Source organism: Pseudomonas sp. NMI760_13, from assembly GCF_021283245.1.
Taxonomy (GTDB): domain Bacteria; phylum Pseudomonadota; class Gammaproteobacteria; order Pseudomonadales; family Pseudomonadaceae; genus Aquipseudomonas; species Aquipseudomonas peradeniyensis.
This window is the reverse complement of record NZ_JAJSRC010000008.1, coordinates 115,721-131,566: the sequence shown is the minus strand read 5'-3', so window position 1 is coordinate 131,566 and position 15,846 is coordinate 115,721. Positions and strand designations below refer to the sequence as shown.

Genomic DNA, 15,846 nt, shown 5'->3' with positions numbered 1-15,846 from the left:
CCCCGCGATAGGGCCGGTACAGCCACCGATTTTTTTGCTAGCGTGGGCGCACGACAACAGCCCGTCCGCCAGCATGGCGCGACGCCGCAGGGAGCGCGCCATGAGCAGCCTCACCCAACCCGCCTGTGCCTTTCGTCATGTCGCCGCCGACGGCTACAGCCTCGGCGGATTCCGCTGGCGCCACGCCGAGCCCGATCCCGGGCGAGCGCTGGTGATCATCAACGCCGCCACCTCGGTGCGCTGCCGTTACTACTCGCGATTCGCCGACTACCTGTTCGCCCAGGGCTTCGACGTACTCACCTATGACTACCGCGGCATCGGCGAATCGCGCCCGGCCACGCTGCGCGGCTTCCAGGCGTCCTGGAGCGACTGGGGGCGGCTGGACTTCGAGGCGATGCTGCAATTGGCCGTCGCCGAGCATCCCGGCCAGCCGGTGCATGTGGTCGGCCACAGTTTCGGCGGCTGGGCGCTGGGGCTGGCGCCGTCGGCGGCGCAGGTGCGCCATGCGGTGCTGGTGGGGGCGCAGTTCGCCTACTGGCGTGACTACGCGGCGGAGCAGCGTTGGCAGCTGTTCGGCAAATGGCATGTGCTGATGCCGCTGTTGACCCGGGTGTTCGGCTACTTTCCCGGCAAGCGCCTGGGCTGGCTGGAGGATACCCCGGCTGGTGTGGTGCACGACTGGAGCACCCGCACGCCGCGCTACGAGCACCGGCCCAGTGGGCGCCTGCTCGAGGCGGCGCCGTTCGAACAGGTGCGGGCGGCGACCCTGGCCGTCAGCTTGACCGACGATCCGTTCGGCACGGTGGCGGCCACCGAGAGGTTGTTGGGGTATCTGCGGCAGGCCGAGCGTCGGCACCTGCGGGTGGCGCCTGTGGATATCTCGGTGGAGGAGATCGGGCATTTCGCGTTCTTTCACGATCGGTTTCGTGAAAGTTTGTGGCCGATTGCGCTGGGATGGCTGCGAGAAGGGCAGTTGCAGGGCCAGGTGCCGGGTCGCGTTATCGGTTGAGGGCCCCATCGCGGGGCAAGTCGCATCGGCGCACCGCCGCTCCCACCAGCAGTGGGAGCGGGCTTGCCCCGCGATGGGCGAGACGCGAAGTCAGGCCAGGCGCGTGAGCGGCTGGGCGGTGAACTTCACGCCGGCCAAACCATGCTTGATCAGCGCACGGATATTGCCATGGTCGCTGCCCTCGGGGGTGGCCACCACGCTGCGGTAGTGCTCGCCGAAGGCCAGCAGTGCTTCCTGGTCGCTCAGCCCTTCCAGCAGCGCCAGGCCCAGGGTCTTGCACGAGCCTTCGTTCTGCCCGGCGGCATTGTGCACGTCGCCGTTGTCGAAGGCCTGGGGCTGGTAGCTGTAGTTCGCGGCGATGAACGCCAGGGTGTCGGCGAAAACGTGTTCGCCGCTGGCGAGGCTGCTGCGCAGGGTGTTCAGGTCAGTCACGGGGTTTTCCTTGTTCGAACGCCGCCTGTTGCTCGGCGCTGGCTTCTTTCTGGTGTTGGGCTTTCCACTCGGCGTAGGGCATGCCGTACACCTGCTCGCGGGCATCGTCCAGGCTCAGCTCGATCTGGCGATCGTCGGCGGCGGCCTTGAGCCATTTCGACAGGCAGTTGCGGCAGAAGCCGGAGAGGTTCATCAGGTCGATGTTCTGCACGTCGGTGCGTTTCTGCAGATGGTCGACCAGGCGCCGGAACGCGGCGGCTTCGAGTTCGAGCTGTTGTTGCGGGGTCATGGGCGGTCTCTTCAGGTCATGCGGTTCTTCAGATGGCGGCCACCGTTGATGACCACCTGGCTACCGGTGCTGTACTGGCTTTCGAGCAGGAACAGCACGGCGTCGATCAGCGGGCGGGCGCCGGGTTCGAATTCGAGCAGGGCCTTTTTCAGGGTCTGCTGGCGGTACTGCTCGTCGCCGCCTTCCTTGAGGATCAACAGGCCCGGCAGGATACCGTTGACCCGCACCTTGGGCGCGTACTTTTCGGCGAACGACAGCACCATGTTCTGCAGCGCGGCCTTGGTCGCGGCGTAGCCGATGTGGCTCTTGCTGCCGCGCGAGGAGGTCTCGTCGCAGATGTGGATGATATCGGCCTTGTCCACCTTGTTCAGCCATTCGCCGAGGGCCAGGTTGAGGTGGTAGGGCGCCTCGACGTGCAGGCGGAACATGGTGTCGAGGTTGTCCAGGCCGTCGTCGAGCCACAGCGAGGCGTTGTGGATGATCCCGCGCAGGCCGTCGTAGTAGCCGTGCAGGTGGTCGATCAGGGCCTGACGGTCTTCACTGCGGGTCAGGTCGGCCTGGAACTGCCGGATGTTCGGGTGGGCCGCCTGGGCATGCAGGCTGCGGCTGGCGCTGACCACCGTATGGCCGGCCTGGGCCAGCTCCAGGGCCAGGGCCAGCCCGACGCGCTGGCTGGCGCCGGTGATGAGGATTGGGCTGTTCATGTGCGGGCGGTCTGTTCGTCTGTCCGTGCGTGATGCCCCAGCATACCCGAACTGCGCGGCCTTGCGAGCCCGTGCCTCAGCGGCTGCGCAGCCCCTGGGGGCGGTCGCTCGGGGCCTGCGGCGCGGCGTTCAGCCAGCCGGCCAGCAAACGGGTGGACAGCGGGATGAACAGGTACACCATCAAGGGGGTCAGGGCCAGGGTGCTGAGCAGCACGCGGGGCAGTAGTTCCAGCGCTGCCAGCCAGTGGCCGAACAGCAAGTTGAACAGCAGCGAGACCGGGAAGAACGCCAGCCAGATGGCCGTGGCCTGTTTCCAGCGTGGCGGTTTTTGCACCGTATTGGTGCCGAACCAGTCGTCGATGCCGCTCACACGCCTCTCTTTGGGGCGTTCGAACAGGCCGTCGCCGCGCTCCAGCCAGGTCCGGCGCGAGGCGGAGTGCTCCCAGGCGTGCAAGGTCTGCTCGTCGGTGAAGCGGAAGATGATCTGGAATTCATCGGCCTCGGCCGGCGGCGCGAGGATGCCCGAGCCCAGGTAACCGGGGAAGTCGGTGGCCAGCTGCTCGCCTTCGTGCAGCCAGGCCAGCAGGTCCTGGTAGCGGCCACAGGCGGCGCGGCGCGACACCATCAAGGTGACGGGTGGGGTAGACATCGTGTATCTCCTGGCGACGGGGCTGGCGGGTAGCCGGCCCCTTGGCATGCGGCCCGGGGTGGTGGGCGGCGCAGGCGTGCTTGCAAGAATCGGGCGCAGATTATGCGCGAACACGCATGACCGGTCAGTTTCAGCGGCTGGACGGTCGTCAGAAGGCGGCAGGGGCCTGGGCGTGCAGCTCGGGGTGAGCCTGGCGGTGGGCCTGCAGGATGTACTCGCGCAGGCGTTCGATTTCTTCGGCCGGGCTATGTGACAGGTCATAGGCGGCCAGGCGCGGGCCGATGCGTCGGCGCAGCACGCCGTGCAGGCCGATCGGCGGGATATCCGCGGCGGCGAAGCGCAACTTGAAGCGGGACGGCGCCTCGCGCTGGCCACGGACTTCCAGCAGCACGCCCTTGAACGAGATGTCCCGCACCCACAGGTCGCTGGCCTGGCCATGGTCGTCGAGCAGGGCGCTCGGCCGCTCCAGCGACAGGCGCCAGGGCCGCAGCATCGGGCCGTCCTCGTAGATGTCCGGCGAGCCCAGTTGCAGGTGCAGGGCGTGGAATTCGTCCTCGACCAGTTGCAGGGGGAAGCTCAGTTGCTGGTTGTTGAAGCTGGCCTGCAGGGTCACCTGCTCGTTGGCCACCAGGCGGGTGAGCAGGTCCTTCAGACGACGGTCGCCATTGACCAGCAGGCTCGACATGGGGTCGGCCAGGTTCAGCTGGGGCGAATGCTGCATGTCCTGGATGAAATCCAGTTCGTCCTGGGAGAGTAGGGCGTCTGCTTGCATGGTCGAACTCGAAGGGGCGATCGGTAAGGGCGATTTCTTCACGGTGGTGGACAGTGGGCAATACGCTTCGTTCCGGTCATTCGTCGGATAATCCTGAAGTGTGTGACTTTAGGCATAGGCGGCCTTTTGCCACTGTCGAGTGCTAGTATCCTACGTTTTCACTCAGTTTCGGAATCCTCACCCGATGAAAGTCGCCATTATTTCCGGTTCGGTATACGGCACCGCCGAAGAAGTCGCCCGTCACGCCGAGTCGCTGCTCAAGGCCGCCGGCCTTGAAGCCTGGCACGCCGCCCGCGCCACCCTGCAGGACATCGAGGGCTTTGCCCCGGATGCGTTGTTGGCAGTGACCTCGACCACCGGCATGGGTGAACTGCCCGACAGCCTGATGCCGCTGTACAGCACCATTCGCGACGTGCTGCCGGCGGCCTGGCGCGGATTGCCGGGGGCGGTGATCGGCCTGGGCGACTCGAGCTATGGCGACACCTACTGCGGCGGCGGCGAGCAGATGCGCGAGCTGTTTGCCGAACTGGGGGTGAACGAGGTGCTGCCGATGCTGCGGCTCGATGCCAGCGAGACGGTGACGCCGGAGACCGATGCCGAGCCGTGGTTGGCGGAGTTTGTGGCTGCCCTTGAAGGCTGATGTTGCCTGGACCGGTCCTATCGCGGGGCAAGCCCGCTCCCACGAAAGCTGCATGATGCTCGTGGGAGCGGGCTTGCCCCGCGATAGGGCCGGTCGCCTCAACGAATGGCTGAATGTTCGCGCAACAACGCCAGCCACGCCTGCGCTGCCCGCGACAGGTAAGCCCCGCGCCGCCAGATGAAGGCGATATCCCAGCGCAGATGTTCCGGCGCCCGCAACGGCAAACGCACCACCCCGGGCCGCTCCAGCGCCCGCGCGACGATCGCCGGCAGCAACACCACGCCTTGCCCGGCCGCCACCAGCGCGGCAAGAAAGTCCGCCTGGCCGCTGCGTCCGCCTTCCCTGGGCGTGAAACCCTCCTGCTGGCAGGCACTGAGCAACCGATCATTCAACACGAAGCTGCGCTGGTACAGCAGGAACGGCGTGTCGGCCAGTTGCGCCAGGGCGACGTCGGCTTGCCCGGCCAGCGGGTGGCCGGCGGGCAGCAGTGCCTCCAGCGGCTCATTGCAAAAGGCTTGGTAATCGAACGCCGGATCGCTCGGCGTCAGGCTGCCGCCCAGTTCCAGCTCGCCGCTTCTCACCGCCTGCTCGACCATGCGGCTGCCGCCTTCGAGCAGTTGGATCGAGATGTTCGGATGCCGCCGCCGGTACTCGGCGAACAACCCGGCGAACAACGCGTCGCTGCCCAGCAGCGGCAGGCCCAGGCGCAGCTCGCCGCGGGCCATCTGGCTGAGGTCGTCCAGTTCGCTCTGCAGCTCCTGGCGCTGGCGCAACAGCGCCTCGCCCCGCTCCAGGACGATGCGCCCGGCGGCGGTCAGCAGCAATTGCGAACCCTGACGTTCCAGCAGGGGCTGGCCGATAGCCTGTTCCAGCTGGGCGACTTGCTTGCTCACCGCCGACTGGCTGATGTGCAGGGTGGTCGCCGCCTGGGTGAAGCCGCCCTTGTGGACGACCTCGATAAAACTGCGCAGCTGTTTGAATTCCATGATCGCTCGATTCCATTCTGGAATGGCTGTCAGTCTAACAATTCGCTTCTGGCCTAGGTGCGCGACTTCTACAATGGGCACGTTGTCGAGGAACCCCGCCATGAATCCTGAATTGCTGAAGAAAACCCTGCGCCTGCTCGCCGAGCTGACGGTGTTGCTGGGCCTGTTCCTGATCGGTGGCCAGCTGGCCGCCTGGCTGGCCTGGCCGATCCCCGCCGGGGTGATGGGCCTGGCGCTGCTGCTGGTGCTGTTCGCGACCGGCGTGCTCAAGCCGGCCACCCTGCAACTGGGCGCCGGCTGGCTGATGGCCGAGATGTTGCTGTTCTTCATCCCGGCGCTGATGAGCCTGCTGGACTACGGCAGCCTGCTGCGCAGCGAAGGCTGGCGCATCTTGCTGGTGATCGCCCTGAGCACGCTGCTGGTTATGGTCGTTACCGCGCTGACCGTGGAACTGGTGTGCCGCTGGAGGTTGCGCCATGAGCCTTGAACCCATGCCGCTGTTCTGGCTGGCGCTGACCCTGGGCGCCTACCTGGGCAGCCGCTGGCTGTACCGGCGCAGCGGGCGCTACCTGCTGTCGCCGCTGATCCTGGTGCCGGCGCTGCTGCTGGCGGTGGCCGTGCCGCTGCACACCGCCTACGCCGAATATGCCCGCAACACCCACTGGCTGATGGGCGTGCTGGGCCCGGTCACCGTCGCCTTCGCGGTGCCGATCTGGCAGCAGCGGGCACTGCTGGCGCGCCACTGGCCGGCGCTGCTGGTGGGCATGCTGGCCGGCAGCGTGGCCTCGATCGGCAGTTCCTGGGCGCTGGCGCACCTGCTGGCGCTGGACGATGCGGTCAGCCTGTCGCTGCTGCCGCGCTCGATCACCACGCCGTTTGCCATGCCGGTGGCCCAGGACCTGGGCGGCGTGCCGGAACTGACGGCGGTGTTCGTGATGTTCACCGGCGTGCTCGGGGCGATGTTCGGCGGCATCCTGCTGCGCTGGCTGCCACTGCGCACGCCTTTGGCGCGGGGCGCGCTGTTCGGCGTCGGCGCCCATGGCGCGGGCGTCAGCCGGGCCCAAGAGGTCGGCCGCGAGGAGGGCTCGGTGGCCGGCCTGGTCATGGTCCTGACCGGGCTGCTCAACCTGCTCGCGGCGCCGCTTTTGATGAAGCTGATCTGACCGTTCGTGCCACTGACTCGCACGGTCATCAGGCTGGCTGCCAAGGCGACTTATCACCTTCGTATAGGCTTCTAGACTGAGCCTCGACATAGAGAGCACATGTATGTGCCGAGGTGACATGCAATGAACGCAGCCTTGCCCTCTTCCGACACTTATCCACCGGGACGACCGTGATGCCACTGGCCGAGATTCCATTGTGCGTCTGGCGCACCCGGAGCCAGGGTTTCACCTTCCGGGGCCAGAGCATCCGCTACTGGACGGCAGGGCAAGGAGAGCCCCTGCTATTGCTTCACGGTTTCCCCACGGCCAGCTGGGATTGGCACTACCTGTGGGCACCCCTGACCCAGCGTTTTCGCGTGGTGGCCTGCGACATGCTCGGCTTCGGCGACTCGGCCAAGCCCGCGGACCACGACTACAGCCTGCTCGAGCAGGCCGACCTGCAGCAGGCGTTGCTGGCGCACCTGCACATCGACCAGCCGGTGCACCTGCTGGCCCATGACTACGGCGGCAGTGTCGCCCAGGAGCTGCTGGCCAGGCACCATGAACAGCGGCTGGAGGTGGCCAGTTGCGTGTTCCTCAACAGTGGGCTGTTCCCCGAGAGTTGCCGCGTGCTGCTGGTGCAAAAGCTGCTGCTCAGCCGCCTGGGCTGGCTGGTCGGGCGCTCGTTCGGGCGCGACGACCTGGTGCGCAACGTCACCCAGGTCTACGGCCCCTGCACCCACCCCAGCGAAAGCGCCCTGGACGACTACTGGAGCCTGATCGCCTCCAACCGCGGCCCACGCATCCTGCACCGGCTCATCAGCTTCCTGCCCGAGCGCAGGGCCCAGCGCGAACGCTGGGTCGCGGCGCTGCAACGCCCGGGCGTGCCGCTGCGCTTCATCAATGGCGCGGTGGATCCTTTGTCCGGCGCGCACATGGTCGAACGCTACCGCGAACTGGTGCCGGAGCCCGACACCGTGGTGCTGCAGGGCATCGGCCATTACCCGCACACCGAGGCGCCGGTGCAGGTGCTGCGCCACTACCTGGCCTTTCGTGAGCAACCGATGAGCTATGTGCCGCTGAAGGTCGCCTGGTCCTGACCGGGCGATCATCGCCGGGCGTTATCGGGCGGCATTCGCCACGGTGCGCTTGATTGCCCGGCCCCGGCGGCTGGCGGAGACTGCGTTGCATCCCTTCATTGCCAGGAGCCTTGAGCATGAGCGAACCAGTACGTCTGCAGGATCGAGTGGTGATCGTCACGGGGGCCGGTGGCGGCCTGGGCCGGGCCCATGCGCTGCTGTTCGCCGCGCGCGGCGCGCACGTGGTGGTCAACGACCTGGGCGGGTCGACCCACGGCGAAGGCGCCAACGCAACGGCGGCCGACCGCGTGGTGGAGGAGATCCGCGCCGCAGGCGGTTCAGCGATCGCCAACCATGATTCGGTCACCGACGGTGCACGTATTGTCGAACAGGCCTTGGACACCTACGGCCGCGTCGATGTGCTGGTCAACAACGCCGGCATCCTGCGCGACAAGACCTTCCACAAGATGGAAGACAGCGACTGGGAGCTGGTCTACCGCGTGCATGTCGAGGGCGCCTACAAGGTCACCCATGCCGCCTGGCCGCACCTGCGGGCGCAGAACTGGGGGCGGGTGATCTTCACCTCGTCCACCTCGGGCATCTACGGCAACTTCGGCCAGGCCAACTACGGCATGGCCAAGCTCGGCCTCTACGGGCTGACCCGCACCCTGGCCATCGAGGGCCGCAAGCACGGCATCCTGGTCAACGCCATCGCCCCGACCGGCGGCACGCGCATGACCGAGGGGCTGATCCCGCCACAGGTGTTCGAGCGGCTGCAACCCGAGCTGATCAGCCCGCTGGTGGTGTACCTGGGCAGCGATCAGTGCCAGGACAGCGGCGAGCTGTTCGAGGTGGGCGGCGGCTGGGTCGGCAAGGTGCGCTGGGAGCGCAGCCAGGGCGTGGGTTTCGACCCGCGCGAAGGGTTCACGCCCGAGCAGGTGGCGGACAACTGGGCGCGGATTGGCGACTTCGAGGGTGCCGGGCATCCGCAGGACAGCCTGCAGGCGTTGCAGCAGATGATGGCGAACCTGCAAAAGCATCCGTTGGGTTGAGGCGCGCGTGTCACGGCATGGTCGGATTTGCGTGGGGGCTGGCATGCGTGCGAGCTGGCTTGCGAGCGGGGTATGCGTGGGAGCGGGCTTGCCCCGCGATGAGGCCGGTCCAGGCAACGGCGCCACATGGCACGGGCTTCGCCCGTGATCGCGGGGCAAGCCCGCTCCCACGCAGCCTCGCTCGCATACCCGCTCGTACGCAGCCCCCGCTCGCACGCAGCCCGTACCAAGCCCGCTCTCAACCAGCCCATTCCCACCAGATTTTGCCAAGCGATTCTTGCACAAATAAAAAAGGCCGCTGCAATCGCAGCGGCCAATCGAGACGTTAGATCAAGGAGCTTCAAAATCAACGTCGGTGAACCTGAGCGGGCGCGAAAGGCGGGGGGGAGAGCCCTTCGTGCCGGCCAGTGAGATCAGAATAAGCGCTTGAACCCGTGGGAAAAATAGCCGCTTATGACATTCACCTTTACGTTTCGGGTAAAAGTGCAAGGCGGACTATAGCCAGCCTGTGCAGTGAAAATCCGTAATGCTTTGTAAGCCCTTTCACTGATCCGCGCCGTATCCCATCCGCCAACTGGTGGCCTGGGTGGCGGCGAGCAGGCGTCGGGCGGCCGGGCCGTGCTCGTCGGCATGGAAGATCGAGGTCGGCCCGACCACGGTCATCACCGCGGCGACCTGGCCCATGGCGTTGAACACCGGCGCGGACAGCGCATCCACCCCCGGCATCAGCAACCCGTGCACATGGTGCAGGCCGCGCTGGCGGATCTGCTCCAGCAGGGGCGCATAGTCGTCCGCCTTCTGGCCGAGCGTGGCCAGTTCCTGGTCGCGCAGCTCCACGGTCTCCCGTTCGGGCAGATGCGCAGCGAACACCAGCCCGGTGGACGAACTCAGCAACGGCAGCACCGAGCCGATCTGGGTCACCACCGTCACCGCCCGCACCGCCGGTTCGATACTCACCACGGTCGCGCCCTGGTTGCCCCACACGGCGATGAAGCAGCTTTCGTTGAGCTCGTCGCGTAGCTGCGACAGCGGCAGCGCCGCGACCTTCAGCACATCGATGCTGCCCAGGGCCGCCATGCCCACCCGCAACGCCTCGCGCCCGAGCCCGTAGTGGTTGGTGGCCGGGTCCTGCTCGGCGAAGCCGCTGGCGATCAGTGCCTGCAGGTAGCGGTGCACCTTGCTCGCTGGCATCTCGACATGCTCGGCCAGGCGTGACAGCGAGGTGGAGGGGGAGAGTTCGGCCAGGGCCTTGAGGATGTCGGTGCCGACTTCCGCCGAGCGGACCTTCTGTTTGCCGTTGTCGGCACTGCTGCTGGCTTTGGCCATGGGGGGCTTCTATGCAGATTTCATGGAGTGGCGCCTTTATAGCTTGACGCCTGCGCGCGGGCAAATTACGTTATTCGTAATCTGATTACGATAAAAACAATGCAGACGCGCTGCCGCCCTTGGTGCCGGTTTCAGGATCGGGCCCGCAGCCAGCTGCCCGCAACGGCTCCCAGCAGCCTGGAGGCACCGATGACCCGCGACACTTCCCCTGAACTCGAGTACCTGAGCGGCTTCGGCAACGAATTCGCCAGCGAAGCCTTGCCCGGCGCCCTGCCGGTCGGGCAGAACTCGCCGCAGAAGGCCCCCTACGGGCTGTACGCCGAGCTGCTGTCGGGCACTGCCTTCACCATGACCCGCAGCGAACTGCGCCGTACCTGGCTGTACCGCATTCGCCCGTCGGCGCTGCACCCTCGCTTCGAGCGCCTGGAGTGCCAGCCGCTGACCGGCGCGCTGGGCGCCATCAACCCCAATCGCCTGCGTTGGAGCCCCCAGCCGATCCCGTCCGAACCGACCGACTTCATTGACGGTTGGGTGCCCATGGTGGCCAACTCGGCATCGGAAAAGCCGGCTGGCGTGAGCATCTACATCTACCGCGCCAACCGTTCCATGGAGCGGGTGTTCTTCAATGCCGACGGCGAGCTGCTGCTGGTGCCCGAGCAAGGCCGCCTGCGCATCGCCACCGAGCTGGGCGTGCTCGTGGTCGAGCCGCTGGAGATCGCGGTGATCCCACGGGGCATGAAGTTCCGGGTCGAACTGCTCGATGCCCAGGCCCGTGGCTACATCGCCGAGAACCACGGTGCGCCGCTGCGCATTCCGGACCTCGGCCCGATCGGCAGTAACGGCCTGGCCAACCCGCGTGACTTCCTTACCCCGGTCGCCCATTACGAAGAAAGCACCGGCCCGGTGCAGCTGGTGCAGAAGTTCCTCGGCGAACACTGGGCCTGCGAGCTGCAGCATTCGCCGCTGGACGTGGTTGCCTGGCACGGCAGCAACGTACCGTACAAGTACGACCTGCGCCGCTTCAACACCATCGGCACGGTCAGTTTCGACCACCCCGATCCGTCGATCTTCACCGTGCTGACCTCGCCCACCAGCGTGCACGGTATGGCCAACATGGACTTCGTGATCTTCCCGCCGCGCTGGATGGTGGCCGAGAACACCTTCCGTCCACCATGGTTCCACCGCAACCTGATGAACGAGTTCATGGGCCTGATCCACGGCGCCTACGATGCCAAGGCCGAAGGCTTCCTGCCCGGCGGCGCCTCGCTGCACGGGGTGATGAGTGCCCACGGCCCGGACGCCGAGACCTGCGACAAGGCCATCTCGGTGGACCTGGCGCCGCACAAGATCGACAACACCATGGCCTTCATGTTCGAGACCAGCCAGGTGCTGCGTCCGAGCCGCCAGGCCCTCGAAAGCCCGCAGTTGCAGGCCGACTACGATAGTTGCTGGGCCACCTTGCCGAGCACCTTCAACCCGAACCGGAGATAACCGATGAACCACAACGCCATTGCCCGCAGCTGGGTCGAGCACGCCAACGGGCACCGCGACTTCCCGCTGCAGAACCTGCCCCTGGGCATCTTCAGCCGCCTAGGGCAGGCGCCACGTTGCGGCGTGGCCATCGGCGACGCGATCCTCGACCTCGAGGTCGTGCTGGCCGCCGGCCTGTTCGACGGTGCGGCCAAGGCCGCCGTCGAAGCCACCGTCGGCGGCGCGCTGAACGCTTTCTTCGCCCTCGGCCGGGCGGCCCGCGTGGCCCTGCGCGAGCGCCTGCTGGTACTGCTGGGCGAGGGCAGCGAGCACCAGGCTGCGCTGAAGGCCGCGCTGTACCCGGCCAGCGAATGCCAGCTGCACCTGCCGGCGAAGATCGGTGACTACACCGACTTCTATGTCGGCATCGAGCACGCCAAGAACGTTGGCAAGCTGTTCCGCCCGGACAACCCGCTGCTGCCCAACTACAAGCACGTGCCGATCGGCTACCACGGCCGCGCCTCGACCATCCGTGCCTCCGGCGCCGATGTGCGCCGTCCCAAGGGCCAGACCCTGCCGGCGGGCCAGACCGAGCCGAGCTTCGGCCCTTGCGCGCGCCTGGACTACGAGCTGGAACTGGGCATCTGGATCGGCCAAGGCAATGACATGGGCCAGCCAATCCCGGTGGGCGATGCCGCCGAGCACGTGGCCGGCTTCTGCCTGCTCAACGACTGGTCGGCGCGGGACATCCAGGCCTGGGAATACCAGCCGCTGGGCCCGTTCCTGTCCAAGAGCTTCATCACCACGGTGTCGCCATGGGTCGTCACCGCCGAGGCCCTGGAACCGTTCCGTTGCGCCCAGCCGGCCCGTCCGGAGGGTGACCCGCAGCCGTTGTCGTACCTGCTGGACAAGCGCGACCAGGCCGCCGGCGCCTTCGACATCGAGCTGGAAGTGCTGCTGCTGACCGAGCGCATGCGCGAGCAGAACCTGCCGGCTCATCGCCTGACCCTGAGCAGCACCCGCAGCATGTACTGGACCGTGGCGCAGATGGTCGCCCACCACAGCGTCAACGGCTGCCAGCTGCAACCGGGCGACCTGTTCGGCTCGGGCACCCTGTCGGGCGCCGCGCCGGGTTCGTTCGGCAGCCTGCTGGAGATCACCGAGGGTGGCAAGCACCCGGTGGAACTGGCCAGCGGCGAGGTGCGCAAGTTCCTCGAGGACGGCGACGAGATCATTCTGCGCGCCCGCTGCGTGCGCGAGGGCGCAGCCAGCATCGGCTTCGGCGAGTGCCGCGGCACCATCGTCGCGGCCAACTGAGGGGGCAGGGCGATGGAACTGTTCACCTACTACCGCTCCACCTCGTCGTATCGGGTGCGTATCGCCCTGGCGCTCAAGGGCCTGGATTACCAGGCCCTGCCGGTGAACCTGCTTAAGGGCGAGCAGCGCGGCGCGGACTATCTGGCGCTCAACCCCCAGGGCCGAGTGCCGGCCCTGCGCCTGGAGAGCGGCGAGCTGCTGGTGCAGTCGCCGGCGATCATCGAGTACCTGGAGGAAGCCTTCGCCGAAACACCCCTGCTGCCCCGTGCGCCCGAAGCCCGGGCCAAGGTGCGCGGCGTGGCCGCGATCATCGGTTGCGATATCCATCCGTTGCACAACGTCAGCGTGCTCAACCAGTTGCGCCAACTGGGGCACGACGAGGCCCAGGTCAATCAGTGGATCGGCCACTGGATCAGTCAGGGGTTGGCGGCGGTCGAGCAGTTGATCGGCGATGACGGCTTCTGCTTCGGGGCGACGCCGGGCCTCGCCGACGTCTACCTGATCCCGCAACTGTACGCGGCCGAACGCTTCAACATCGACCTCGGTGGCTACCCGCGCATTCGCCGGGTGGCCGCCCTGGCCGAGCAGCACCCGGCCTTCCACCAGGCCCACCCGGCGAGGCAGCCCGACACCCCCGACTGACCACAAACTCATTGTGTTGGCAGGGGCACTGTGGGAGCGGGTTTACCCGCGAATGCAAGGGTGAGGCCACCGACGCTTTCGCGGGTAAACCCGCTCCCACAGGTACTGCTTCAGCCCGCAGGAGCTAGCTCCTGCAACGACCATCGCGATCCCATGGCATAACAATAAAAGACAGGTACCTTGCGATGCACAACCAGATAGCCAGCTTTCGCGCGGCGCTCGACGCGCGCCCGGTGTCACCCTACCAGTGGCGCCTGCTGCTGCTGTTGATCCTGCTGTTGGTCACCGATGGTTATGACGCCCAGGTGCTGGGCTATGTGATTCCCGCGCTGGCCCAGGACTGGGGCCTGGAAAAGGCCGCCTTCGGGCCGGTGTTCAGCGCCAACCTGCTGGGCCTGACGGTCGGCTCGCTGGCGGTTACGCCACTGGCCGACCGCTTCGGTGTGCGTCGGGTGCTGCTGTGCTGCGTGCTGCTGTACGCCAGCCTGACGGTGCTGATGGTGTTTGCCACCTCGCTCGACAGCCTGATGCTGGCGCGTTTTCTCTGCGGCATCGGCATGGGCGGCGCCATGCCCAGCGCCATGGCGCTGATGGCCGACTACGCGCCGCCTCGACTGCGCACCCTGATGGTGACCCTGGCGGCCTGCGGCTTTTCCCTGGGCGGAGCGGCGGGTGGTTTCGTCGCTGCGGGCTTCATCGACCATTACGGCTGGCAGGCGGTGTTTCTCGCCGGTGGCGTGGCGCCGCTGCTGTTGTTCCCGTTCCTGGCCTTGTACCTGCCCGAGTCGCTGCCGCGCCTGCTGCGCGATGCGCCGCCGTATGCCCGGTTGCAAAGGATTGCCACCCGCCTGCTGCCGGGCTGGCAGGTGCCGGCGGCACAGGTCGCCAGCGATGAGCCAGCGGACAGCAAGCTCACCATGGTCGCGTTGTTCCGCGACGGTTTCGCCCGGCCGACCTTGCTGCTGTGGGGCACCTTCTTCGTCAGCCTGATCCTGCTGTATTTCATGATCAGCTGGCTGCCGTCGCTGCTGCAGGAAAGCGGCCTGGCGCTGAACCAGGCCAACCTGGTCACTTCGCTGTTCCTGTTCGCCGGCACATTCGGCGCGGTGTGCCTGGCCTGGTGCGCCGACCGAATGAAGAACAAGGCCCACCTGTTGGCCGGCGTATTGCTGGGGGCGGCAGTTTTCAGCGTGCTGGTCGGCCTCAACCACGACGACCCGCGCTGGCTGGTGCCCAGCGTGTTCGCCGCAGGCTTCTGCATCATCGGTGGCCAGCTGACGCTCAATGCCTTCGTCAGCAACTTCTACCCGGCCCAGGTGCGCGCCACAGGCACCGGCTGGGCCCTGGGCGTCGGGCGCTTCGGCTCGATCCTTGGACCGCTTATCGGTAGCTTGCTGCTGACCCTGCACATGCCGGTGGAGCAGATCTTCTTCTTCTGCGCCATCCCGGCATTGCTTGGGGCGCTGCTGGTCAGCCAGGTGCGGGCGCCACGGCCACGTGAAGTGGCGCCCAAGGCTGAAGCGCTAGTGGATTGAGCGCTTGCCGCTGGGCAACTGGCCGATGCGTTCGCTGAGTTTCAGGCGTTGCAGCGGGTCGTCGGTCAGCAGCAGGGCGTGTTCCAGGTCGAAGCGTTCGGCCTGAGGGCAGTCCAGATGCTGGTACAGCGTGGCGCGGGCCAGGTAGTCGTTGACCTGCACCGGACCCAGTTGCATGACCCGTTCGGCATCGACCAGCGCGGCCAGGTCGTTGTCGTTACTGCTGTGCAACTGGCGCAGGTTGCGCGACAGGCGCTGGAGCATCTGCATCGGCGAGGCGCTGCGCAGGTGTTCGGCGGTCAGCGGCATCTGCGGGCCGAACTGGCGGGCGAGCAGTTCGCGGCAGTCGTTGGGGTAGAGGCGACGACCGCCGCAGGGGTCGAGCAGGTGATCGGCGCCGGGCACGCGCAGCAGGAAGTGGCCGGGGAAATTGACGCCTTCCAAGGGAATCGACAGGCGGCGGGCCAGCTCCAGGGCGAGAATGGCCAACAGCAACGGCTGGCCGCGACGGCGTTGCAGCACCTTGTCCATCAAGGCCGCCTGCGGTCGCAGCGGGTGGTACTCGTCCTGCTGGTAACCCAGGGCGTTGAGCTGGCGCAGCAAGGGCTGGGCCAGCTCGTTGAGCGGCAGCATCGGCAGGTTCGTGCTGACGTCGCGTTGCAGTTCGTGTAGCCGGGCCAGGCCGGCCGCGGGCTCGACGATGCGGTCATGCTCGGCGGCGATCCACAGGGTGGCCTCCAGCAGGGCGACCGGCTCGCGTTCCAGGCAGGCCAGGCAGGCTTGGCGTGGGTTCATGGGACCT

At 67.0% G+C, this 15,846-nt stretch carries 18 protein-coding genes; 10 read left to right on the top strand and 8 right to left on the bottom strand.

Annotated elements, in window-relative coordinates:
- Positions 1-100: 100 nt before the first annotated feature.
- Positions 101-1,009 carry an alpha/beta hydrolase family protein gene (locus LU671_RS11270; RefSeq protein WP_232855718.1) on the top strand — a complete coding sequence of 303 codons (909 nt, stop codon included), beginning with the start codon at positions 101-103 and terminating at the stop codon, positions 1,007-1,009.
- A 90-nt stretch (positions 1,010-1,099) separates the two neighbouring features.
- On the opposite strand, the gene LU671_RS11265 is transcribed toward LU671_RS11270, so the two are convergent.
- From LU671_RS11265 to LU671_RS11245, 5 genes are all read right to left on the bottom strand, one after another.
- Positions 1,100-1,441: a HopJ type III effector protein gene (locus tag LU671_RS11265; protein WP_203650564.1), complete on the bottom strand. Its 342-nt coding sequence runs from the start codon at positions 1,439-1,441 to the stop codon at positions 1,100-1,102.
- The gene (locus LU671_RS11260; protein ID WP_050706872.1) at positions 1,434-1,730 is read right to left on the bottom strand and encodes a DUF1244 domain-containing protein; all 297 of its coding nucleotides are present in this window, start codon (positions 1,728-1,730) and stop codon (positions 1,434-1,436) included. Before LU671_RS11260 ends, LU671_RS11265 begins: the two co-directional genes overlap by 8 nt.
- An 11-nt stretch (positions 1,731-1,741) precedes the next feature.
- Positions 1,742-2,434 carry a dihydromonapterin reductase gene (gene folM / locus LU671_RS11255; protein ID WP_232855717.1) on the bottom strand — a complete coding sequence of 231 codons (693 nt, stop codon included), beginning with the start codon at positions 2,432-2,434 and terminating at the stop codon, positions 1,742-1,744.
- A 76-nt stretch (positions 2,435-2,510) separates the two neighbouring features.
- Positions 2,511-3,083 (bottom strand): antibiotic biosynthesis monooxygenase, encoded by a 573-nt coding sequence (locus tag LU671_RS11250; protein ID WP_232855716.1) that lies wholly within the window; start codon positions 3,081-3,083, stop codon positions 2,511-2,513.
- 148 nt (positions 3,084-3,231) lie between these two features.
- The gene (locus LU671_RS11245; RefSeq protein WP_203650579.1) at positions 3,232-3,855 is read right to left on the bottom strand and encodes a hypothetical protein; all 624 of its coding nucleotides are present in this window, start codon (positions 3,853-3,855) and stop codon (positions 3,232-3,234) included.
- Positions 3,856-4,039: 184 nt separating this feature from the next.
- Between LU671_RS11245 and LU671_RS11240 the strand changes: the two genes are divergently transcribed.
- On the top strand, positions 4,040-4,495 hold the full coding sequence (locus LU671_RS11240; protein WP_232855715.1) for a flavodoxin: 456 nt from the start codon (positions 4,040-4,042) through the stop codon (positions 4,493-4,495).
- Between the two features lie 98 nt (positions 4,496-4,593).
- On the opposite strand, the gene LU671_RS11235 is transcribed toward LU671_RS11240, so the two are convergent.
- Positions 4,594-5,481: a LysR family transcriptional regulator gene (locus LU671_RS11235; RefSeq protein WP_232855714.1), complete on the bottom strand. Its 888-nt coding sequence runs from the start codon at positions 5,479-5,481 to the stop codon at positions 4,594-4,596.
- Between the two features lie 100 nt (positions 5,482-5,581).
- Here LU671_RS11235 and LU671_RS11230 point away from each other — a divergent pair, with 100 nt between their 5' ends.
- The 4 genes from LU671_RS11230 to LU671_RS11215 all read left to right on the top strand — a co-directional run bounded on the left by LU671_RS11230 (position 5,582) and on the right by LU671_RS11215 (position 8,754).
- The gene (locus LU671_RS11230) at positions 5,582-5,968 is read left to right on the top strand and encodes a CidA/LrgA family protein (RefSeq protein ID WP_203650585.1); all 387 of its coding nucleotides are present in this window, start codon (positions 5,582-5,584) and stop codon (positions 5,966-5,968) included.
- Positions 5,958-6,644 carry an LrgB family protein gene (locus LU671_RS11225; RefSeq protein WP_203650587.1) on the top strand — a complete coding sequence of 229 codons (687 nt, stop codon included), beginning with the start codon at positions 5,958-5,960 and terminating at the stop codon, positions 6,642-6,644. The genes LU671_RS11230 and LU671_RS11225 overlap by 11 nt, the downstream gene beginning before the upstream one ends.
- A 173-nt stretch (positions 6,645-6,817) precedes the next feature.
- Positions 6,818-7,723 (top strand): alpha/beta fold hydrolase, encoded by a 906-nt coding sequence (locus LU671_RS11220; protein WP_110736894.1) that lies wholly within the window; start codon positions 6,818-6,820, stop codon positions 7,721-7,723.
- A 116-nt stretch (positions 7,724-7,839) separates the two neighbouring features.
- Complete coding sequence (locus LU671_RS11215; protein WP_232855713.1) at positions 7,840-8,754, top strand: SDR family oxidoreductase; 915 nt, start codon at positions 7,840-7,842, stop codon at positions 8,752-8,754.
- Between the two features lie 543 nt (positions 8,755-9,297).
- On the opposite strand, the gene LU671_RS11210 is transcribed toward LU671_RS11215, so the two are convergent.
- Positions 9,298-10,080, bottom strand: a complete 783-nt coding sequence (locus LU671_RS11210) for an IclR family transcriptional regulator (RefSeq protein WP_232855712.1) — start codon at positions 10,078-10,080, stop codon at positions 9,298-9,300.
- 189 nt (positions 10,081-10,269) lie between these two features.
- Here LU671_RS11210 and hmgA point away from each other — a divergent pair, with 189 nt between their 5' ends.
- From hmgA to LU671_RS11190, 4 genes are all read left to right on the top strand, one after another.
- Entirely contained in the window at positions 10,270-11,571 is a 1,302-nt protein-coding gene (hmgA, locus tag LU671_RS11205; protein WP_232855711.1) for a homogentisate 1,2-dioxygenase, read from the top strand.
- A gap of 3 nt (positions 11,572-11,574) precedes the next feature.
- The gene (gene fahA, locus LU671_RS11200) at positions 11,575-12,867 is read left to right on the top strand and encodes a fumarylacetoacetase (protein ID WP_232855710.1); all 1,293 of its coding nucleotides are present in this window, start codon (positions 11,575-11,577) and stop codon (positions 12,865-12,867) included.
- A gap of 12 nt (positions 12,868-12,879) precedes the next feature.
- Positions 12,880-13,509: a maleylacetoacetate isomerase gene (gene maiA, locus LU671_RS11195; RefSeq protein WP_232855709.1), complete on the top strand. Its 630-nt coding sequence runs from the start codon at positions 12,880-12,882 to the stop codon at positions 13,507-13,509.
- Between the two features lie 185 nt (positions 13,510-13,694).
- Positions 13,695-15,044, top strand: coding sequence for an MFS transporter (locus LU671_RS11190; protein WP_232855708.1), 1,350 nt, complete (start codon positions 13,695-13,697; stop codon positions 15,042-15,044).
- On the opposite strand, the gene LU671_RS11185 is transcribed toward LU671_RS11190, so the two are convergent.
- Complete coding sequence (locus tag LU671_RS11185; RefSeq protein ID WP_232855707.1) at positions 15,033-15,839, bottom strand: SirB1 family protein; 807 nt, start codon at positions 15,837-15,839, stop codon at positions 15,033-15,035. The two genes, LU671_RS11190 and LU671_RS11185, sit on opposite strands and share 12 nt — an antisense overlap.
- Positions 15,840-15,846: the final 7 nt, after the last annotated feature.